The sequence below is a fragment of the Fibrella forsythiae genome, from assembly GCF_017353175.1.
Lineage (GTDB): Bacteria > Bacteroidota > Bacteroidia > Cytophagales > Spirosomataceae > Fibrella > Fibrella forsythiae.
The window spans coordinates 91,721-112,527 of the sequence record NZ_JAFMYW010000003.1; the positions used below are offsets into that span (position 1 = coordinate 91,721).

Below are 20,807 nucleotides of genomic sequence, written 5' to 3' on the forward strand. Positions count from 1 at the left end.
ATGAAACAGTTACTACTATTTCGTTTATTAACAGCTATTAGCTGCGCATCTGCGCTTCCTGCGCTAGCTCAGAATAACATAGCTATTACTGCACCCACTGCTACAAGTACTGGAGGGGCTGACAATACGCTTTTGGGAGTAGGAGCTGGTAACCAGAATATGAGCGGTAATGGAAACTTGCTCTTAGGCCGTGCAGCTGGCATACTCAACATGGGTGGCACTCAAAATGCATTCGTTGGTGGGTCGGCTGGACGACAAAATACTTCTGGAAGTTATAACAGCTTCATGGGCTACGAAGCTGGGACCAACAATATAACTGGTAACAATAATTCGTTTTTCGGAAACGGTGCTGGCTATACGAATGAGACTGGATACAACAACATATTCAACGGCTACCGAGCTGGCTTTTTTAATAAATCTGGCTACAATAATATGTTTGTAGGAACAGGAGCTGGTTACAGCAATACGTCCGGGGCTGATAATACATTTGTTGGCACCGACGCGGGCGGCAGTAACACCACAGCAGGTGGTAACGTTTTCGTTGGCTCATTGGCAGGAGTGTCAAATGTCACAAGTGCTCAGAATACGTTTATCGGTACGCAAGCTGGTCAGAACAATACGGCTGGGGCTAATACGTTTGTTGGCTACCGAGCAGGCGTAAGCAACGTAAGCGGGACATTTAACTCATTTATTGGAGTGCAGGCGGGATCGTCTAACACTAACGGCTCTAGCAACTACTTCTTTGGTACCAACTCTGGAGGAGCCAATACTGTTGGTAATGGTAACTACTTTTTAGGTGATAATTCAGGTGGTGGCAACAGTTCTGGTAGCTTCAACATCTACATTGGCGCTAACTCAGGGAACGGTCCAGGTGTGAATGGAGACAACAACTTGGCTGTAGGCTTTGAGGCAGGTAGAAGCAACCAATCTGGTGTGAACAACACGTTCATTGGTTTTCGCGCTGATGCTGGGGGCAGCAGCTTGAGTAATGCTACGGCTATTGGTAATAATGCTAAAGTCAACGTTTCAAACGCCGTTGTTCTCGGTAGTGGTGCCAACGTAGGTATTGGTACTAGTTCGCCCTTAGCCCGCCTACATGTAACCAGTGGTACAAACGGTCAGTCAGGTTTACGATTAGAGAATCTTACTAATGGTTCTGCGGCTAGTGTTCTTAATCAGACCAAGTTTTTAACTGTAGATGCTAGCGGTAATGTCATCTTGGGAAGTCTAAACAGTAATGCTCGTGAAGCGGCCCAACCAACTCAATGGTCTAAAGAAGGAGATAACCTGTTCAATAGTAACAGCGGAGCCGTAGTAATTGGTCAGGGTGTTAGTAAAATGCCATCTGATTATAATCTCTTCGTTAGTAAAGGTATACTGACTGAGCGGGTGAAAGTAGCGATTCGGAATACCTCAGAGTGGAGTGATTACGTGTTTGCCCCCCATTATAAGCTAAAGCCATTAGTTGAGGTTGAAAAATTCATCAAGTCTCAAGGCCATTTACCTGGTGTTCCCTCAGCTGAACAAGTTGTAAATGAAGGAGTTGATGTTGGTCGTATGGACGCAAAGCTGTTAGAAAAGGTTGAGGAACTGACTCTATACGTTATTGAATTGAAAAAGCAGAATGAATCGCTTCAACGCCAGATTAATAAAGTCGCTCAGGATAGTAATAGTAAGCCCGCTCAGCGTATACGTCGCTAGAGGGACCAGTATAGATATAAATTAGTATGGCAAAGCCTCACTTAGTGAGGCTTTGCTGTTTTGTCGCCTAAGAGACCATAGATTAATGAGAAGAATCTAACAAAACAAAGCTTCTATTCAAAGCAGGTGATGAATATTTGGATATATAACTAGTAAAAATATAGATTTAATATAACACATAGGCTAATTTTGAAGAAGCAACGGTGCTGGTGTTATACAGTGATACTATGAATCTATCGTATGACGTTGTTGTAATGCTTGTCTTTTGCTCAGTCCGCTAAAGTTGCATTGAGGCTGTCTTTACGTCTTTGTAGGTTTAAGTAGGTTTGAATGTAGTCTAGGTAACTTGCTACACAAAAGGAAAGGGGTAGAGGGGCTGTGTATGCCTAGGATGAGATGATAAGATTATTTATTCAATGATTAGTTTCCTACAGATATTGCTTGCCAGTTCCACGTCGTTTACTACAACTTTTAGCTCAACCACCCCTGTTGATCAAACGGCTCTAGTTCAGCGATTAATAGATAGGAAAGCAGGCAAAGCTGTGGTTTTGCCTGCAGGTACGTATCTAGTACGGACAATCACTTTGCCTAAGGATACTCGACTGACTATCGGGCCAAAAACCATTCTAAAAGGATTACCTACAGAACAATCAACACCGGTTTTGACGCTATCGACTGGTGTAATTGTTACTGGGAGTGGCTTGATTGATGGCAATCGACTGCATAGAAAAAAAGGTACTGGTATACAGGTATTTGACGCACAGCATGTTAGCATTAGCGGCTTGCATATACGTGAAGTCGCCGAGCAAGCCGTTCAGATAGCAGGGTGTAAGCGAGTTAATCTAACTAACCTACAGATTACTGGGTGTGGGGCTAAAGGCATAGGTCAAGCTCAGGGAATTAATATTGTTACATCACAGCAAGTGAATATAACCAAATGCCGTGTTGATAAAGCACAACATGGTATTCAGTGGTGGGGAGACGACACTGCGGGCTGGTGCGAGAACCTGCGTATAAGTGGTAATCAGGTACGTAACGTAGGCGGTGGTGGAATATGGGGTAATAAAGGCAGAAATATTGCTATCATTAACAATAAAGTAGAAACATGTGGTGACGTTGGTATAGATTTTGAACATAGTAGCATGTGTTCAGCTAGTGGTAATGTCGTGCGTAACTGTAAAAATTACGGCCTTGCTATTTTCTATGGTAGCGAACAGATAGCATTTACAAATAACACAGTAGATCAGGGCGTTTCATACGGGCACGGTATCGGTTTAATAGGGGATCAATTAAGTAAGCAGATTTCGTTTATAGGCGGCTCCATTGTTGCAAGAGGGGAAAGTGCATGTGGGCTTATTACGGTAGGTACTAACATAGTCCAGGATGTACTGATTCGGGGCATGAGAATTACGACTGAGGGAACGGGAGGTATTCCCATAAGAATAATAGACAATAATCGATTCCGTATCATTGATAATCCCCTAATTACAGGCATTAGCCCAACAGGTGTAAGTCTGGAAGGATCAAGTAACAGTGTGGTAGAGGGTAACGTAATTGTTCATCAGGGTATAGACGCTTCCAAATTCAGCGACCGTGGGGGTATATTCGTTTTCTTCCGATCTGCTGAATACCCAGCCCAAAAAAACCAAATCAGGCGTAACACAGTCCGGGGTTATAGAACAGGCATTAATGACGACTGTTGGGGTAACGTCTATTCTGAGAACATGTATGAGCAAAACATTACTCCTAATCTTGTTCATCGGATAGCTAATGGGACCTGGGGGGGCACATCAGTACGCAATTATACTGAAGCTAAAACAGCTACCCCAATAAGTGTTAAGCAATAGATATAGCTTTTTCGCTCAGCTAGGCAGTCACAATAAAACAACTAAAATTAATCTTTCTGATTATTGTCAACTCAAACACATGCTTAAGAAAAAAGCTATTTATGCAATCACAGGGGTGTTAGCGATGACTGTAGAATTATCAAGCGCGCAAAACAACATAACGCTCACGTCAGGTCAGGCTAGTCCAGGGGCTAGTAATGTGCTTATTGGAGTACAGGCGGGAAATTCCTCCATGACAGGCAGCGGTAACGTTTTTGTGGGAAAGAGTTCGGGCTCTGCTGCCACTACCGCAACATATAATGCTATTGTTGGATTCGGTGCTGGACAAGCATTAACTACTGGCGGCAACAATGCCTTTATGGGTACGTTCGCCGGTAATGCCAATACAACTGGTGCGAATAATTCATTTTTCGGGCATACCGCTGGAACATACAATACAACCGGAAATAACAACGCCTTTTTTGGAATTGGTGCAGGGCAAGATAACAACGGTTCGCTGAACTCGTTCTTTGGTGCCAATGCTGGAGGCTATAATACGACTGGTAGCTTCAATACATTTATTGGCTATGAGTCTGGCGTCTATAATACTACAGCTGACTATAACACATTTCTCGGTGTTTTCTCCGGAAATAGAAACGTTTCGGGTACTGAAAATACGTTTCTAGGACATGCTGCTGGCACTTACAATACTACTGGTAACTATAATACATTTTCGGGAGCGTTTGCAGGGGCAAATAGTAATGCGGATAATAATACATTCATGGGCTACAGTGCCGGTAACAATACTACGACAGGAGGAGGCAACGTAATGATTGGTAGTTATGCTGGATGGACAGCTACGACAGCTAGCGCAAACACGTTTGTAGGCACTTATGCAGGTTTTAAGACTACAGCTGGCGCTAATACGTTCATTGGATCAAGCGCTGGCCAGAATAATACTACTGGTACGTTTAACTCATTCATTGGTGTACAGGCTGGTATGGCTAATACTACAGGTTCTAGCAATTATTTTTTTGGTACTAATTCTGGCGCTTCGAATACTACTGGAACAGGAAATTACTTTTTAGGTGATAACTCAGGGGGAGGAAATAGCTCTGGTAGTTTCAATATATATATTGGTGCTAATTCTGGTAATGGTGTTGGGAATAACGGCAATAATAATTTAGCTGTCGGCTTTGAAGCAGGCCGTACAAATTCGGGTGGTACAAACAACTTATTCCTAGGCTTCCGTGCTGATGCTGGTGCTAACGGCCTAAACAACGCTACTGCAATTGGCAACAACGCACGAGTTAATATAAGCAATGCGCTGGTTTTAGGAAGTGGGGCCAATGTAGGGATTGGTACCAGCTCCCCCACATCACGCCTTCACCTGACTAGTGGTACGAATGGTCAGTCAGGATTGCGGTTAGAAAATTTAACATCAGCAAACGGCGCAACCACTAATAGCAGTAAGTTTCTAACTGTTGATGGGAATGGTAACGTAATCCTAGCGAACTATTTAGCTGGTGCTAGGGTAGGAACAACAGATGCGAACACTACCGTTGCATTGTGGCAGTTTGATGGAAAATATACGCATACAGCTAATGATAACAGTGAAGGTGTTATAATTGGCAGCGGATTAATAAAAAGACCTGCAGGCTATAAGCTATACGTATCAGATGGTATTCTCACTGAGCGTGTCAAGGTTGCTGTTAAGAATACGGCAGAGTGGAGCGATTATGTGTTTGCTCCTAACTATTCTTTACGGTCACTAAGTGAAGTGGAGGAATACATTCGTGAAAACAGACATTTGCCCGGTATTCCGTCTGCTACTGATGTAGTTAAGCAGGGGATAGATTTAGGAAAAATGGATGCTAAGCTGTTAGAAAAAATAGAAGAGTTGACCTTATATGTCATCTCACTACAAAAAGAAGTTATTCAATTACGTGAGGAGGCCGCCAAACTGCATCATAGTAAAAGCAATTAAACCCTAAGCTGATAAAGAGAGGTGAGTACGTTACTGAAAAATAGCAGCGTTGATTAGGATCAACGCTGCTATTTTTGCGTTGTGTATCTTAATCTAATTAGTCAAGACTCGAGTTTGCCCAAAGTCACAAAGTTGTTAAAGTAATAATTGAGTGATGGCCATAATTGTACTTTACTGAGTTTGTCAGCATTTCCAAGGTAGTTTTGTTGTAAATTTAGGAGCTGATCAGTGTTTCATGGATAAAGTTGTCTTTTCAATAGTTGCTAAGAATTACATTCCGATGGCTAACGCCTTAGGAGATTCTCTTGTGAAGGTTCATCCGGACGTAACCTTCTTTATTATCGTAGCCGATGCCGACGGTGATACGTTAAATTCTGAACCACAGCGCTATACGTTTGTTCCAGCGATAGCTTTAGGAGTAGATCGGTTAAAGGAGATGGCATTCAAATATAACGTCACTGAATTTTGCACAGCTCTTAAACCGTTCGCATTCGCCTATTTCTTTCAGAAGGGAGCCCAGCAGGTTATCTATTTCGATCCTGATATTTACATATTTACCAAATTAAATGGAATCTTTGACCAGCTTAGCCATTCATCGTTAGTAGTAACTCCCCATATCTGCACGATGGAACAATCGTATACAGGGCTGGTGCCCGAAGGCATGCTAATGCACGTCGGGATATTCAACTTTGGTTTCTGTGCTATTGCCAATACGAAAAATGGTCGTCGAGTTGTTGAATGGTGGCAACGGCGGTTAGTTGATCAATGCTATGCTGATAAGATAGACGGTTTGCACACTGATCAGAAATGGATGGATTTCATCCCATCGCTAATTGAAGACCTGCATATAGAACGGGGTCTAGGTTACAACATGGCTATCTGGAACTGGCACGAGCGCGAGATTGTAAACCGTCAGGGTACGTTCTGGGTAATCAACCGAATAGATGGCACAGGTTTGATGCCGCTGGTCTTCTTTCATTTCTCCAACTTTAATTTTACCCTCGCCGCTAACGCCGAACAATTTCGCCCAAAGTATATTCAACCGTTCCCTGATCTGTATTCCGTTAGTGATTGCTATGCAGAGCGACTAGCGAAAGAGGCAATGGGACAGTACCGGGAATCTTACTCTTATTCTTATGCCGCTTTTCAGGATGGAACCTCAATTAGCCAGTTTCACCGACGTCTGTTTCGGCGACTAATAGAATCAGGATATACGTTTGACGATCCGTTTAGCGCCCAAAGGAAAGGCTCTTTCTACGCTTTGCTGAAAGGTAATAACTTACTTAGTAAACCAACTCAGCAAATAGCTGGAAAGTCGAATGAAGAAAATTATAAGGACTTTGAAGAAAAGCTAGTGTATCTTCAAAAGATAGCTCACTTTATCAAGCAGGTGATTGGGATCGATCGGTATGCGTTGTTGTGCAAATTTGCTCAACGATTTGTTCGTCCGGAGAATCAAACGTTTCTTATCGCAGAAATAGGTAGTTCTATCCCCTTTTATAATGAGAACCGTTACATCAATTGGGAACATTTATTAGATCAACGTGAAGGCCAGGGAAAATAGGAAGAACAAATTAAATAGATAGCTGTCTAGAGCTTTCCGGACTCTGAATTTTTTAATGATCTGTGTAATGTAGGGGAAACGATGATACGTTAAGCCATCGAATGACTTGGTGCTCAGTAATTATATAAATCCTAGTTTTTATTGGTAATAAAAATTGAATAGGCATAATAATTCTCAAATATGTTCGCTGTGTTTGCTGCTGCTTGTAATGCTCATGAATAATCATGGTTAGCTTTTTAATTTTCTTTGAAACATATAGTTGGTTATGAATTTTGCACCTATTTCACACAGGTCTCAGACGATAACCCGTAAGTTATGGTATGCTTTACTGTTTGTAGCTATTGTCTACAATTTTCATCGCTATCTCCTGAAATATAGTCACGGTGCTTTTGCTAAAGATATGTACCAGCAAACGCCACTAATCTGGCAGGTTGGCAAATATGTATTAATTGCTATCATACTCAGTTTAATCTATTTTAACAGTCGTCTGACCTTTCGTATTCCGGCGAAGTTAGTTGCCTTTTACTGTTTCTTGGGAGTTGTATTAATCGTAAATATCGGGTCAATTATAATGTACCATGAAGTCCTAACAGATGAACTCGAGTACCTCATTTTTGGCCTTTTAGTCCTTCCGTTGGGATTTGTCGTACAGGAAGATTTACAGATTCTAGCCAGTGAGATTGATACCATTATGAACTGGTCGCAGTATGTACTTATTCTGTCGAACTGGATCGTTATCTTTAATTATTACACCTTCCGGGTAGTGCCTTTTCACGCTTACGAGGGCATATTAATGCGTTATGGGGGATTGTGGGATGATCCCAATACGTTTGCCATTATAAGTGTACTACTATTAGGGTATGCCATGATCAAAAAGCAGTATTGGCTTGTTGCGTTACATGTTATTAACGTGTTGCTCACTGTCTCGTTAAATGGTTATTTACTACTGCTTACCTTCATCTGCTATTGGGTTTTGAATAACCCTAAAAATAGAATTTTGCACATGGCCTTGTTCGGGGTTCTTGTCCTGGTAATTGCCGCTTTGGTTTTTGTAAATCTGGAGTATGCTATACAGATATACGATGCGAAAAAAGAATCCATTGATCAGCATTCAAGCCTCTTTGATATATCGTTCTACTGGATTCCTCTACTGCAACCGGTGCTATTTCATGAAACCTGGTTACTCAGTATGAATATTAATTATTTTCCGTTCTCAGTATTTTTTACACTACTGTTAATAGCTATTCTTGTACGCTTCTTCTTTTTTCGTCCTAGAAGTGTACAAAGGTTATTGTTTATTTTATTTTTTGTGACCAGCTTATTTTTGCCGTTTCTGTATATGTTTCCCATAAATTTCATCGCATTGTTGTTTTTGGTGCTTTATACAAAGGGCGTGCAATTCTGAATAATTGGATGATTAATATATGTGTCGATGCCCGTATGATTCATAACTCCGGAATAGGAGTGTACATTCGGCATTACTTGAATTACCTGCTTAGTAAAGAGGCATTTGTTGTAACTCTTTTGGGCCGTAGAAAAGAGCTTACAGAAGCCTTTGGCCAGTTTTCTAACTGGAAGTACGTCGAAGCTGATTTTCCTATTTACTCTATACAGGAGCAGATAAAGCTTCCACTTCTCATACCGAGTTGCGATATTTTCTGGTCGCCCCATTATAATATTCCTATGTTGCCCATTCGGGCTAATAAACGGCTTGTAACAGTCCCTGACGTTTTTCATATAGCTCATTTAGAAACCTTAACTACCGCTCAGAAACTCTATGCCAGTACAGTCACTCGGGCCGCCGTCCGTTTATCAGACCGGATAATAACCATCTCAGACTTCTCTGCTCGTGAAATCACCCGACTGACAGGTGTGTTGGCAAATAAAGTAGTAACCATTCCGCTTGGCTTAGACAGGAATTTATTTAAGCGTGTAGATGATGGACTGGTTCGTGATCGAGTCCGGCGTAAATATCAACTGCCCAAACAGTATATCCTGTTCGTTGGGAACGTGAAACCCAACAAGAACCTACAGCAACTGGTTGAAGGATTTGCCCGTTTACTAACCAAGCTACCTGATTATTATTTGTTGATTGTCGGGAAAAAGGATGGCTTCATAACAGGCGATAAAAGGCTAATTGATCGTATTGACACCGATCCCGCTCTTGCAAAAAAGGTGTCATTCTCTGGCTATGTAGACTTAGTGGATCTGCCTGTACTTTATAGTATGGCAGATGTGTTTGCCTTCCCTTCTATCTACGAGGGATTTGGCTTTCCACCGCTGGAGGCAATGGCGTGTGGTTGCCCGGTAGTAGCCTCGAATAGGAGCAGTATACCAGAAGTCTGCGGGACGGCTGCTTACTACATTGATCCGGTTGATGCCGAAGATATGGAGAAGGGCTTGTGGAATGTATTGACCGATGAGACCCTTCGCCAGCGCCTGATAGCAAGTGGCCAAGCGCACGTTAACCAATTTGACTGGGGGCAGTCGCAACAGCGATTTGCCGCAGAGATTGAAAAGCTGGGTTAACTTTGTAGAAGACGATGACTCATTGTTTGACAAGCGCAGAATGAGTTATGCTGACATATTCAATTCATTTAGAATTATCCTATGAAGATTGCATTAGTGCAGGACGGACTGATGTGTCGGGCGGGAGGCGAACAGGTGGCCTTATGCTTCCACAAAGCGTTTCCTGAGGCACCTATCTATACGCAGTGCTTCCGGCCACATTTGACATTTCCTGAATTTTCAAGTTGTGATGTTCGCACAACCTGGCTTCAGCCTATAGCCCGCACCGATGATTTCATGAAAAAGCTATTCTTTCCACTAGGAGTCTGGGCCATGCAATCGCATGATTTAACTGCGTATGATGTCGTGCTCATGTCTGGAACCCATTGCGCCAAATATGTGAAAGTAAGGCCAGATGCACTGGTTATTAGTTACAGCTTTACGCCGTTTCGCCTAGCTTGGGACCCCGAATCCTATGCACAATATAAGCAGTCAAGTGGGTTACGTCGGAAACTGTTCGACAAGGTACTTAACCGCTTAAAGACAATTGATTTTAAGGCTGCTCAGCGCCCTGACTATTTCGTAGCGATGACCCCAGAAACAGCTAATCGTTTACGGGTGGCTTATCAAATCAAAAAAGATATTCCCATTATCAACCCTCCGGTAAACACCGATAATTTCTTCGTGAGTGATGCGCCCAAGTCGTATTTCCTAGTAGTATCGCGCTTGGAATATTATAAGAAAGTCGATATGGTCATTGAGGCATTCAATCAGCTTGGATATCCGCTGATAGTAGTGGGCAAAGGGTTGCAGGCTGACGAAATAAAGGCGTTAGCTAATAAAAATGTAAAATTTTTAAGCGGCTTATCGGCCCAAGAATTGGCTGGGATATATGCAAACTGTCGGGCTTTTATATTCCCTCAGCATGAAGACTACGGTATCACCCCGTTAGAAGCCAATGCCGCTGGTAGGCCAGTAATTGCATACGGAACAGGCGGGGTATTGGCTACACAAATTCCGATTGATGAGGATCCGGCTCAGGCTACGGCCTTATTCTTTGATGACCAAACGGTGGCTAGCTTGACTGACGCTATTCACCGGTTTGAGCAGGTAGAGCATCAGTTTAATCCTAAATTTATTCGACGACATTCCGAAAGCTTTGATGAAAAAATATTTATTCAAAAAATTCAGCAATTTGTTTACGAAAAATATGAAATTCTTGTCGGATCAATTTTGGCTCGAGATGTAAATTAAAGTTGATAGTATTATAAATTGAGAAGACCAAACCAATTTTGAGAAGTGACTGTTATGTGCTGTTATATAGGCCATTAACGCCTTAAAAAGTTTAGCACTGCCAAAACAAGAGAGCCTGTTACGGATAAAATGGTTACCCGTTCTATCGTGCTTAAGCGTGCGTTGTCCAAAGGCTTAAAGGGTACAATGACTGTTGATCCTGGTTGAATGTCTGGATATGATTTTAAGCCAATGAACCGCTTCGTTCGATCTTTTCGGCCATTTGGATAGGCTACGTAAGAACGACCAACTCTGGCATTTTCAGTATAACCGCCTGCTAATGACACATAATCTTTAAGCGAAAGACCCGCTTCATAGCTGACAATGGATGGATTCAACACAGCACCCTGTATGGTAACGACATCAGATCGGCGAGGAATATAAAGAGTATCGCGATCTTGCAAGAGCAGGTTACCCTCACTACTTGGGTTTTCTATGATTGCTCGGATATCGGTACCTACAACTTGTCGATTTCTCTTAAGTTGCGAACCAAGCAAGTAAGCGCTAGGCTTTAAACCTCCTGTTCTAGCTAGGATGTCATTAATCCGTTCTGTTTGATTTAGAATGGCATACGTACCTGGATGCATTACTTCTCCCATGACAACTACTTGTTGCTGGTTACCGTAGTAAGGCTGGGTACGTACATAAACCCGATCGAAGGGTTGAAGCAGGAAACGCGCATCGTCGGCGTTGAGGCTTAATGTGCGATCAAGGGAGAACCGATAGATCTCAGTGTTGTCTTGCTCCATTGTTGAGTCGCTACGGGTGCGGCGGGCAATTTCTAATCGGTTAGCTGTAGCGCCTTCCTGAAAACCACCTGCTAGCGTGATTAAGTCAGAAACGGTCATGTTATCCGCAAAGTTGAACGTATCAGGCTTATTGATAGCTCCTTCAATTGAAACATAATACGGCTCGCGCAGACTTCTAATCGACTGGATAACGACACTGTCCTGCCGTTGAAGCGGAATATCAGCTACTTCCTTATTGAGCAACTTGGCCACGTCAAACGGGATGTTCTCTATGTCTGTGTTCTCTTTCTCGCGAAAGATATTGGCTCGTGTTGTGAAGGCATCTTTGCGTAGCCCATCGGCACGGCGAATCAATTCGCTGACAGTTGTAATACCGTTGCCTATTGCGTAGTCGCCTGGCCGCATTACGGCACCAGCAATCTGTACCCGGTTCTCGTATCGGTCAAGAATGCGACCAATAGTGTACCGGTCTCCCCGCTTCGGAGTAAACTGAGCAAATTCTTCAGGGGCAAGGTTAATAACCTGCCGCTCACGGGCTGTATTCCGCCGCACTGATACAGAGGCCGTATACGCTTCATCATTGAAGCCGCCGGCGAAAGAGAGTAAATTCTGGAACGTTTCTCCGGGTAACAACTCAAATAGATAAGGACGACGTACTTCCCCCTGCACGTCAACGCGGGTCTGATACTCGGCAACGCGAATGACGTCCTGGTCCTGTAATCGGATGTTGTCGCGCTGATCGGCACGAAGCAGAAAATCGTACAAATCAATAGTACGTATGATACGATTTCCCCGAATTACTTGTATGCGCCGAAACGACCCCGTCTCTGGATTTGGACCACCAGCCAAATAAAGGGCGTTGAAAGCAGACCCCAGCGATGAAATCGTATACGTACCTGGTCGTACAACCTCACCTACAAGTGTAACACGAATACTACGGATCTTCCCAACTGACGCTGTTGCGTAGGTGCCACTTCCCGCTGTGCCAAGCCCCTGAAAGCCGCCTTGCCGTAGCCGGGCAATGATACGCTGTTCTGCTTGCTCAACGGTCAATCCGCTAACAATCACCGGGGCTAAATTGGGAATTTTAACGGTGCCTTCGGGGGTTACGCGTAACCTGAAATTCTCAGAGGAAGCCCCGTATATATCGAGTAAAAGCTCGTCGTCGGGGCCAACAACGTAGTTTCGTGGTGTAGCAATCCGAATATCTGGTTCAAAGGATAGGCTGGCGTTCTGAAAGAGTGAGGCGCCGAATACTCGGCTACGTAAACTAGCGGAATCGGTTCGCGGTAAACCGAGCGAATCGAGGCGACGGCGGGACAAACCAGTTGGTGATGAACGTACAATGCTTGTATCTGTATCGCCACTGCCCTGATAGGAACGGGGAGATCTGCTTCGGATTTGAGCGATACGACGGCGCATCTTAGTAACGTCGTCCATCGTATATCCCTGCGACATGGCTGCCTGTTCTATCTGGAGTTCACTCAGGCCACTAGATTGCGCCCGCCGATAAAAGTCTTGTACCTGTTCATCGGATAGTTGATCGACTCTGGATTGAGCGAAGCCTGAAAGTGTCGATATTGTCAGTAACAGGCTAAACAGGACCTGAGAAAGACGGCTGAGACGGAAAGAATAAAAAGGAATTGCCAAAGTTGTTACGGACATGACAAAGGGTCGATGACCAGAATTAGATTACAAATCTACTACGGTTTCGGCAAAACTAACTGCTTGATTGACGGAGTGGAGCCTACTCGATAGACAGATGACACTTTAATTCACAGTGATAATAGACTGTTGCGTGGGATTAGCGTAACTACTCATGATTACACATGAAGTCTAGTCATAATGGCATCAACCATCATACGGGCTACTTCTTCCATGGTGTGTTTGGCCGCCCAACCTAGTTTTAGTTTCGCTTTGGCTGGGTAAGCATGCCCTTCGGCAATGTCAGTTGGCCGAAAAAACTGAGGATCGGAGACAACGTGATCCTGGTAATTAAGCCCAGCCTGATCAAAAACAGTGGCGATAAAATCTTTCAGGGTATGGGTTTTTCCAGTGGCAATGACATAATCATCGGCTATGTCGCGTTGTAGCATGAGCCACATGGCTTCAACGTAATCGGGAGCCCAGCCCCAATCACGGGCAATGTCAATATTTCCGAGGGTCAGCTTTTCTGAGCTTCCTTTGGCGATTCGGCAAGCCGCTGAAACAATTTTCTGTGTTACAAAACGCTCTGGCCGCAAGGGCGACTCATGGTTGAACAGGATACCCGTGCTGGCATGGAGCTGGTAGGCTTCCCGATAATTAGCCAATTGCCAGAACGCAGCCGCTTTAGCTACGCCATAAGGGCTACGAGGTCGGAAGGGGGTATTTTCATCAGCTGACAACGTACCTGTGTCGCCAAAACACTCGCTGGAGCCAGCGTTATAAAGGCGAATAGGCTGGTTGGTGAATCGAATTGATTCCAGCAGATTCAATGTACCTATGCTAATGCTCTCCAGCGTCTCAACCGGCTGTTCGAACGATAAGCCTACCGAACTCTGGCCGGCCAGATTATACACTTCATCAGGTTTTACTTTCTGTAAAGTCTGTAGAACGCTTCTGAAATCGTTGATACTGACCGACACAAGATTTACTGATTCCCGAATGCCAAGCCGCTCCAAATTGCGGAACGATGACATTTGTGCGTCGCGTGAGCCGCCATAAACAGTATACCCCTTGTCTAAAAGCAATTTAGCCAGGTAAGCTCCGTCCTGACCTGATACGCCGCAAATGAGGGCTGTTTTCATATGTTATGCTACCAGTGGTGGGCAAAAATAAGGTGTTATTGTTAAAATTGATGACAAATGATAGATTAGGCCTTATTGGCGTTATCAACGAGGTGACGTAAATTTACATCATGATTTCACGCAGGGCTCCTTTTTCAGTGCATCATCGGCATGCTTGCTAATGCAGGCTGATGGCGCTATGTCTTGTGACTATTTAGGATTGACTCACGAATAGACCAGCCCGTCTCTGCTAGGAGCCGGGCATTTTTTATGAATACCGTTATCATCAAATACAACGCGGGTAATGTGCAATCGGTAATGTACGCGCTCGATCGGATAGGGGTCAGCTACGAGCTAACCGACGATGAAGCCACTATTCGCGCGGCCGATAAGGTTATCTTTCCCGGTGTGGGTGAGGCGAGCACGGCCATGACCTACCTGCGCGAACGTGGCCTCGATACCCTCATCCCCAGCCTGAGGCAACCCGTGCTGGGTACATGTGTGGGTATGCAACTGATGTGCCGGTATTCAGAAGAGAACGATACAACCTGCATGGGTATCTTCGATATCGACGTTCGGCGGTTCCCTGCGTCGGCGGGTAAGGTGCCGCATACTGGCTGGAATAATATTCATAGCCTGCGAGGCCCGCTGGTCGAAGGACTGACTGAACTGCCCGTTGATCCGTACGTCTATTTCGTGCATAGTTACGCCGCCGACGTTTGCCCTGACACAACGGCCGTCTGTGAGTATGGCCGGCCATTCAGCGCTATGCTACAGAAGAATAATTTTTACGCTGCTCAATTCCATGCCGAAATCAGCGGCAATGTAGGGCAGCAGATCCTTGAAAATTTCTTAAAGATTTAATGAGAACACAGAGCCGCAGCGTAACGTGTTGGTAACCGTAAAACTTCGTGTTTTCTGCGGCACTGTATTGTATAGAATATGCACATCATACCTGCTATTGATCTGATTGACGGGAAAGCGGTTCGGCTAACCCAGGGCGACTATGCCCAGAAAAAAGAATACAACGCCCGCCCGCTGGAAGTAGCGCAGCAGTTTGAAGACGCCGGCCTGACTCGCCTGCATCTGGTTGATCTGGATGGCGCGAAGGAAAAACGGATCATCAATCATAAAGTGCTGGAGCTGATTGCTACGAAGACTAAGCTGCACATTGATTTCGGCGGCGGGGTGCAATCTGATGATGATCTCAGGATTGCGTTCGAGTGCGGCGCTAAGCAGGTGACTGGCGGTAGCATTGCCGTGAAGAACCCCGATATGTTTGAACGGTGGCTGTCGCGGTTTGGCGCCGATGTGCTGATCCTGGGCGCTGATGCGAAAAATGAGAAAATTGCTGTGGGTGGATGGGAAGAAGCAACAACCATCTGGGTATATGATTTTGTGGATAACTGGGTGGATAAGGGGATAACCCATATAATCAGCACTGATGTGGCCAAAGACGGCCTCCTGCAAGGGCCTTCGTTCGATCTGTACCGGAATCTCCAGGAACGTGCGCCCAACCTCAACATCGTTGCCAGCGGAGGTGTGAGCAATATGGGCGATATCGAGAAGCTGGCAGAGATGAAGCTCTTCGGCGTTATTGTCGGGAAAGCAATTTATGAGGGGCGGGTTACGCTGAACGAGTTGATGAAGTTCAATGAACAGTAATATCACAATTAGCACTGATAAAGCCCGGCTTGATGTAAGGCTGATCCACCAATTCCTGAGTCAGGAATCGTACTGGGCAACCAATATTCCTATCGAAACTGTGCAGCGGTCTATCGACAATTCGCTCTGCTTCGGCCTATATGAGGATGCAAATCAGATCGGGTTTGCCCGTGTGATCACCGATCAGGCTACCTTTGCTTACCTGGCCGACGTATTCATCCTGGCCGATTATCGGGGCCGGGGGTTCTCGAAACAACTGATCGCTGCTGTTTCGGCCTGGCCTGCGTTACAGGGTCTCCGCCGTTGGGTGCTGGTTACCCGCGATGCCCACGAGTTGTATACCCAATTTGGCTTCACCGCCCTCGATCAGCCCGAGCTGTTTATGCAGCGTAAGCGGGAAAAGCCTTATTAATTTATGCTGACAAAACGCATTATCCCCTGTCTTGATATCAAAGATGGGCGCACGGTGAAGGGTACCAATTTCGTAGACCTGCGCGATGCTGGCGACCCTGTTGAACTGGGTGCTATATATGCTGCGCAGGGAGCTGACGAACTGGTTTTCCTGGATATTACCGCCACCGTCGACGAACGTAAAACCCTGCTCGACCTGGTACGCCGGGTAGCCCACGCCGTAAATATTCCGTTTACGGTAGGTGGGGGCATCTCGTCTGTTGCCGACGTGTCGGCCTTGTTGAATGCGGGGGCCGATAAAGTTTCAATCAATTCAGCAGCCGTACGCCGCCCCGAACTGATTAACGAACTAGCACTCGAATTTGGCAGCCAATGCGTTATTGTAGCCATCGATACCAGGTACGTTGATGGGGCGCACATCGTGCATACGCATGGTGGGCGGCGACCAACTGAGCTGGGTACGTTGGCCTGGGCACGGGAAGTGGAGCAACGCGGGGCTGGCGAAATTTTACTGACGTCGATGGATACTGACGGCACCAAAGCGGGATTTGCCCTGGAGCTGACGGCAGCCGTATCCGGTGCGGCCAATATTCCAGTAATTGCCTCGGGGGGCGCTGGTACGATGGAGCACTTTACGGAAGTATTTACCACCGGGAAAGCCGATGCAGGACTGGCCGCCAGTATCTTTCATTTTAAAGAAATCGGTATTCCTGATTTAAAGACGTACCTACACGGGAAAGGTATTTCGATGCGGTTAACGACCTAATGACTATAACTGACCATGACTATTAATTTCAATAAATCGCCCGATGGGCTGGTGCCTGCCGTGATTCAGGACGCTGAAACAGGCAAAGTGCTGATGCTGGGCTACATGAATGAAGAAGCCTACCAGAAAACGCAAGCCGAAGGGATCGTCACGTTTTTCAGCCGTAGCAAACAGCGCCTCTGGACCAAAGGCGAAACGTCCAGCAATTTTTTACACGTAAAACAGATGCTCGTTGACTGCGACGGCGACACGCTGCTGATCAAAGCCAGCCCCGATGGGCCAACTTGCCACACGGGCGCGGATACGTGTTTTGAAGAGGTGAACACAGGCAAAGGGCAATTCCTGAATTACCTACAGGGAATCATTCACGATCGACGGGTCAATCCGTCTGACGCATCGTATACAGCCTCGCTGTTTAAAAAGGGTGTGAATAAGATTGCCCAGAAGGTTGGTGAAGAGGCCGTTGAACTGGTCATTGAAGCGAAAGACAATAACGATGACCTGTTTCGGGGCGAAGCCGCCGATCTGATGTTCCATTTTCTGGTCTTGCTGGAACAGAAAAACATGAGTCTGGATGATATTATTGCCGTACTTCAACAGCGGCACGACAAACAATAGGCCAACGTCTGCGGTTTGACAGCTAAGTTTCTGTATCTCTTTCACTCACTAACCCCCAAACCGCAAACACACTATGGGTATTCTTATCCGCATCTTGATCAGTGCAGTGGCCGTTTACATCGCCAGTATCTTCGTCCCCGGTATCAGAGTATCTGGTGGCCCCACAACGTACCTGATTGTGGCCATTGTGCTGGGGCTTTTGAATGCCTTTGTAAAGCCCATTCTTACTATCCTGACCATTCCGATCACGATCATTACGCTCGGTCTGTTCCTGATCGTTCTGAACGTATTGATGGTTTACCTGACGGCCAATCTGGTCAGCGGCTTTGCTGTTAGTGGCTTTATTGCAGCTCTTCTATTCAGCCTTGTTGTCTCAATCGTGACCTGGCTCATCGATACAATTGTGAACTAGAGTTCATTCGATCTTTTGATAAAAAGGGCTCGATTCATGTGAATCGAGCCCTTTTTAGTTGGTTATCGGCGTAGCCTCCTTTTAGGGCGGGGGGCTACGCCGATAACCAACTGAAGAAGCAACGTACCTAACGCGAAAACGCCAGCCGTTGACCGGCCTTTTCTGCCTGAAACTGGCCGTCTTCGTAGACTAACTCGCCCGAAACAAAAGTATGGGTGATGCGATGGCTGAAGGTTTCGCCCAGCAGCGGCGACCAACCACACTGATACAGGATAGATTCGGCCGTAACTGTCGTTTGCTGCGTTGGGTCAACCAGCACTAAATCGGCCCAGTAGCCTTCACGAACGTACCCACGACGGTCAATCTGGAAGCAGTCTGCAGGGGCGTGGGCCATTTTTTGAACCACTTTTTCGAGTGGTAATTTTCCCTGTTTCGCGTATTCCAGCATCAACAATAACGGGTGTTGCACCAGCGGCAATCCTGATGGTGCCTGCCAGTAGGGCTGCTGCTTTTCGTTCCAGGTGTGCGGGGCATGGTCGGTAGCAATAATATCGAGGCGATCGTCGAGCAGGGCTTGCCAGAGTGCATCACGGTGGTGAGGTGCTTTTACGGCCGGATTGCACTTGATCTGATTCCCGAGCCGGTCGTAATCATCGGCTGTGAAATGCAGGTGATGCACGCAAACTTCGGCTGTAATCCGTTTTTGCGCCAGCGGAATATCGTTTCGGAACAGACCCAACTCATCGGCTGTGGTGAGGTGCAGAATATGTAATCGGGTGTTGTGTTTTTTGGCGAGCTCAACCGCCATTGATGAGGAGATCAGGCAGGCTTGCTCATCACGGACGAGCGGGTGAATCCAGGCTGGGGCATTGTCGCCGTACTCCACTTTGTACCGTTCGGCATTAGCGCGAACGGTGGCTTCGTCTTCGCAATGGGTGGCAATGAGCATGGGGCATTCGCGAAAGAGCGCGTCAAGTGTTTGCTCATTATCCACCAGCATATTGCCCGTCGACGAACCCATAAATACCTTGATGCCGCAAACGGCCTTGGCGTCGGTGCGTAACACCTCGTCGAGATTATTGTTCGAGGCGCCCATGAAAAACGAATAGTTGCCGAAAGCTGTTGCGGCGGCAATGTCGTATTTGTCCTGCAATAGTCGCTGCGTCAGGGCGTTGGGCGTGGTGTTGGGCATTTCCATGAAGGTGGTCACCCCACCAGCAACACCCGCCCGCGACTCGCTCCGGATGGTGGCTTTGTGCGTTAAACCCGGCTCACGGAAATGCACCTGATCGTCAATGACGCCGGGCAACAGATACTGGCCAGCGGCGTCAATAACCTGATCGCCGGGCTTAGCTGAAACGTGTTGGCCTACTTCGGTGATGAAGCCATGCTCAATACGAAGATCAGCGGGCTGAATTTGCCCCTCGTTGATGAGTTGGGCATTGAGAATACGAAAAGCGGGCATAAGCGGAAAATCTGTCGGGGTAGGGTAAGCTCCCACCCTTTGGTCTGGGTACGTCTGCAAAAGTAAACGCTCCCCAACTGAAGTCCACGCTGTTTTTACTTGATCAGTGCCGCTGCTTCTTTGGCGAAATAGGTAAGAATAACGTCGGCCCCAGCGCGTTTGATGGCCATTAAGGATTCCATCATGGCACGTTCACCATCTAGCCAGCCGTTCTGGGCGGCGGCTTTAATCATGGCATATTCACCGCTGACATTATAAGCGGCGATGGGCAGATTGCTGTTCTGGCGTAGCAGGCTAATAATGTCCAGATAGGCCAGCGCCGGTTTCACCATCAGCATATCGGCGCCCTCAATCGTATCCAGTTCGGCTTCAATCAGCGCTTCGCGGCGATTGGCCGGGTTCATCTGGTACGTTTTCTTATCGCCGAATTTTGGGGCTGAATCCAGCGCGTCGCGGAAAGGGCCGTAGAAAGCGGAGGCATACTTGGCGCAGTACGACATAATGGCCACGTTATGAAAACCAGCGCTGTCTAATGCCTGCCGCAGATAGGCAACCCGGCCGTCCATCATGTCGGAAGGACCAACAATGTCAGCACCAGCCTGGGCCTGGGCAACGGCCATACGGCCAAGTACCTCCAGGGTTTCGTCGTTCAGAATATGTCCGTTCTCGACAATGCCATCGTGCCCGTCTGAACTGTAGGGGTCCATGGCCACGTCGGTCATGACCATGGCTTCGGGGTACTTCTCTTTGATGGCGCGCACCGTTTGCAGATACAGCCCGTCGGGGTTGTGGCTTTCGGTAGCATACTTGTCTTTTTTCGACTCCGGTAGATTCGGGAACAAATCGAAGGTGGTGATACCCAGATCAAGGCAGCGGCCAATTTCGTCGAGCAGTAAATCCTGCGAATAGCGGTAAATGCCGGGCATCGAACTCACCTCGGAACGTACCTGCCGGCCTTCGAGGATGAACACCGGAAAAATGAAATCAGACGCGTGCAGACGGGTTTCCTGCACCATGTCGCGAATAGCTGCCGACTGACGATTGCGGCGGGGACGACGGATTATATTCATAGCT

The 20,807-nt window shown here is 46.4% G+C and carries 17 protein-coding genes; 13 read left to right on the forward strand and 4 right to left on the reverse strand.

What is annotated here, in order from left to right; genetic code table 11:
• The 7 genes from J2I46_RS11775 (at position 1) to J2I46_RS11805 (ending at position 10,840) form a co-directional block, all read left to right on the forward strand.
• The gene (locus J2I46_RS11775) at positions 1-1,701 is read left to right on the forward strand and encodes an autotransporter outer membrane beta-barrel domain-containing protein (RefSeq protein ID WP_229379722.1); all 1,701 of its coding nucleotides are present in this window, start codon (positions 1-3) and stop codon (positions 1,699-1,701) included.
• Between the two features lie 416 nt (positions 1,702-2,117).
• Positions 2,118-3,548, forward strand: a complete 1,431-nt coding sequence (locus J2I46_RS11780) for a right-handed parallel beta-helix repeat-containing protein (protein WP_207329241.1) — start codon at positions 2,118-2,120, stop codon at positions 3,546-3,548.
• A 79-nt stretch (positions 3,549-3,627) separates the two neighbouring features.
• Positions 3,628-5,514, forward strand: a complete 1,887-nt coding sequence (locus J2I46_RS11785; RefSeq protein WP_229379723.1) for an autotransporter outer membrane beta-barrel domain-containing protein — start codon at positions 3,628-3,630, stop codon at positions 5,512-5,514.
• Positions 5,515-5,749: 235 nt separating this feature from the next.
• The gene (locus J2I46_RS11790; protein ID WP_207329242.1) at positions 5,750-7,078 is read left to right on the forward strand and encodes a hypothetical protein; all 1,329 of its coding nucleotides are present in this window, start codon (positions 5,750-5,752) and stop codon (positions 7,076-7,078) included.
• Positions 7,079-7,343: 265 nt separating this feature from the next.
• The gene (locus J2I46_RS11795; RefSeq protein ID WP_207329243.1) at positions 7,344-8,483 is read left to right on the forward strand and encodes a hypothetical protein; all 1,140 of its coding nucleotides are present in this window, start codon (positions 7,344-7,346) and stop codon (positions 8,481-8,483) included.
• Positions 8,484-8,518: 35 nt separating this feature from the next.
• Positions 8,519-9,607: a glycosyltransferase family 4 protein gene (locus tag J2I46_RS11800; protein ID WP_374758086.1), complete on the forward strand. Its 1,089-nt coding sequence runs from the start codon at positions 8,519-8,521 to the stop codon at positions 9,605-9,607.
• Between the two features lie 81 nt (positions 9,608-9,688).
• Positions 9,689-10,840, forward strand: a complete 1,152-nt coding sequence (locus tag J2I46_RS11805) for a glycosyltransferase (protein WP_229379725.1) — start codon at positions 9,689-9,691, stop codon at positions 10,838-10,840.
• Positions 10,841-10,914: 74 nt separating this feature from the next.
• On the opposite strand, the gene J2I46_RS11810 is transcribed toward J2I46_RS11805, so the two are convergent.
• Complete coding sequence (locus J2I46_RS11810; protein ID WP_207329244.1) at positions 10,915-13,293, reverse strand: SLBB domain-containing protein; 2,379 nt, start codon at positions 13,291-13,293, stop codon at positions 10,915-10,917.
• 158 nt (positions 13,294-13,451) lie between these two features.
• Positions 13,452-14,417, reverse strand: coding sequence for a GDP-mannose 4,6-dehydratase (locus tag J2I46_RS11815; RefSeq protein ID WP_207329245.1), 966 nt, complete (start codon positions 14,415-14,417; stop codon positions 13,452-13,454).
• 249 nt (positions 14,418-14,666) lie between these two features.
• On the opposite strand from J2I46_RS11815, the gene hisH reads away from it, so the two are divergent.
• The 6 genes from hisH (at position 14,667) to J2I46_RS11845 (ending at position 18,268) form a co-directional block, all read left to right on the forward strand.
• Positions 14,667-15,260 (forward strand): imidazole glycerol phosphate synthase subunit HisH, encoded by a 594-nt coding sequence (gene hisH / locus J2I46_RS11820; protein ID WP_207329246.1) that lies wholly within the window; start codon positions 14,667-14,669, stop codon positions 15,258-15,260.
• 78 nt (positions 15,261-15,338) lie between these two features.
• Complete coding sequence (gene hisA / locus J2I46_RS11825) at positions 15,339-16,061, forward strand: 1-(5-phosphoribosyl)-5-[(5-phosphoribosylamino)methylideneamino]imidazole-4-carboxamide isomerase (RefSeq protein ID WP_207329247.1); 723 nt, start codon at positions 15,339-15,341, stop codon at positions 16,059-16,061.
• The gene (locus J2I46_RS11830) at positions 16,051-16,473 is read left to right on the forward strand and encodes a GNAT family N-acetyltransferase (protein ID WP_207329248.1); all 423 of its coding nucleotides are present in this window, start codon (positions 16,051-16,053) and stop codon (positions 16,471-16,473) included. The genes hisA and J2I46_RS11830 overlap by 11 nt, the downstream gene beginning before the upstream one ends.
• 3 nt (positions 16,474-16,476) lie before the next feature.
• A complete protein-coding gene (gene hisF / locus J2I46_RS11835; protein ID WP_207329249.1) occupies positions 16,477-17,238 on the forward strand; it encodes an imidazole glycerol phosphate synthase subunit HisF in 762 nt (253 codons plus the stop codon).
• Between the two features lie 15 nt (positions 17,239-17,253).
• Complete coding sequence (hisIE, locus tag J2I46_RS11840; RefSeq protein WP_510186069.1) at positions 17,254-17,856, forward strand: bifunctional phosphoribosyl-AMP cyclohydrolase/phosphoribosyl-ATP diphosphatase HisIE; 603 nt, start codon at positions 17,254-17,256, stop codon at positions 17,854-17,856.
• A gap of 73 nt (positions 17,857-17,929) precedes the next feature.
• A complete protein-coding gene (locus J2I46_RS11845; RefSeq protein WP_207329250.1) occupies positions 17,930-18,268 on the forward strand; it encodes a phage holin family protein in 339 nt (112 codons plus the stop codon).
• Positions 18,269-18,395: 127 nt separating this feature from the next.
• Here the strand turns inward: J2I46_RS11845 and J2I46_RS11850 are convergent, their stop codons facing one another.
• Both J2I46_RS11850 and hemB read right to left on the reverse strand, forming a co-directional pair.
• Positions 18,396-19,733, reverse strand: coding sequence for a dihydroorotase (locus tag J2I46_RS11850; RefSeq protein ID WP_207329251.1), 1,338 nt, complete (start codon positions 19,731-19,733; stop codon positions 18,396-18,398).
• 95 nt (positions 19,734-19,828) lie between these two features.
• Complete coding sequence (gene hemB / locus J2I46_RS11855) at positions 19,829-20,803, reverse strand: porphobilinogen synthase (RefSeq protein ID WP_207329252.1); 975 nt, start codon at positions 20,801-20,803, stop codon at positions 19,829-19,831.
• Positions 20,804-20,807: the final 4 nt, after the last annotated feature.

Bases quoted from the DNA above. Each gene is read 5' to 3' on its own strand.
- J2I46_RS11775 (WP_229379722.1), top strand. From the start codon at position 1: ATGAAACAGTTACTACTATTTCGTTTATTAACAGCTATTAGCTGCGCA.
- J2I46_RS11780 (WP_207329241.1), top strand. From the start codon at position 2,118: ATGATTAGTTTCCTACAGATATTGCTTGCCAGTTCCACGTCGTTTACT.
- J2I46_RS11785 (WP_229379723.1), top strand. From the start codon at position 3,628: ATGCTTAAGAAAAAAGCTATTTATGCAATCACAGGGGTGTTAGCGATG.
- J2I46_RS11790 (WP_207329242.1), top strand. From the start codon at position 5,750: ATGGATAAAGTTGTCTTTTCAATAGTTGCTAAGAATTACATTCCGATG.
- J2I46_RS11795 (WP_207329243.1), top strand. From the start codon at position 7,344: ATGAATTTTGCACCTATTTCACACAGGTCTCAGACGATAACCCGTAAG.
- J2I46_RS11800 (WP_374758086.1), top strand. From the start codon at position 8,519: ATGATTCATAACTCCGGAATAGGAGTGTACATTCGGCATTACTTGAAT.
- J2I46_RS11805 (WP_229379725.1), top strand. From the start codon at position 9,689: ATGAAGATTGCATTAGTGCAGGACGGACTGATGTGTCGGGCGGGAGGC.
- J2I46_RS11810 (WP_207329244.1), bottom strand. From the start codon at position 13,293: ATGTCCGTAACAACTTTGGCAATTCCTTTTTATTCTTTCCGTCTCAGC.
- J2I46_RS11815 (WP_207329245.1), bottom strand. From the start codon at position 14,417: ATGAAAACAGCCCTCATTTGCGGCGTATCAGGTCAGGACGGAGCTTAC.
- hisH (WP_207329246.1), top strand. From the start codon at position 14,667: ATGAATACCGTTATCATCAAATACAACGCGGGTAATGTGCAATCGGTA.
- hisA (WP_207329247.1), top strand. From the start codon at position 15,339: ATGCACATCATACCTGCTATTGATCTGATTGACGGGAAAGCGGTTCGG.
- J2I46_RS11830 (WP_207329248.1), top strand. From the start codon at position 16,051: ATGAACAGTAATATCACAATTAGCACTGATAAAGCCCGGCTTGATGTA.
- hisF (WP_207329249.1), top strand. From the start codon at position 16,477: ATGCTGACAAAACGCATTATCCCCTGTCTTGATATCAAAGATGGGCGC.
- hisIE (WP_510186069.1), top strand. From the start codon at position 17,254: ATGACTATTAATTTCAATAAATCGCCCGATGGGCTGGTGCCTGCCGTG.
- J2I46_RS11845 (WP_207329250.1), top strand. From the start codon at position 17,930: ATGGGTATTCTTATCCGCATCTTGATCAGTGCAGTGGCCGTTTACATC.
- J2I46_RS11850 (WP_207329251.1), bottom strand. From the start codon at position 19,733: ATGCCCGCTTTTCGTATTCTCAATGCCCAACTCATCAACGAGGGGCAA.
- hemB (WP_207329252.1), bottom strand. From the start codon at position 20,803: ATGAATATAATCCGTCGTCCCCGCCGCAATCGTCAGTCGGCAGCTATT.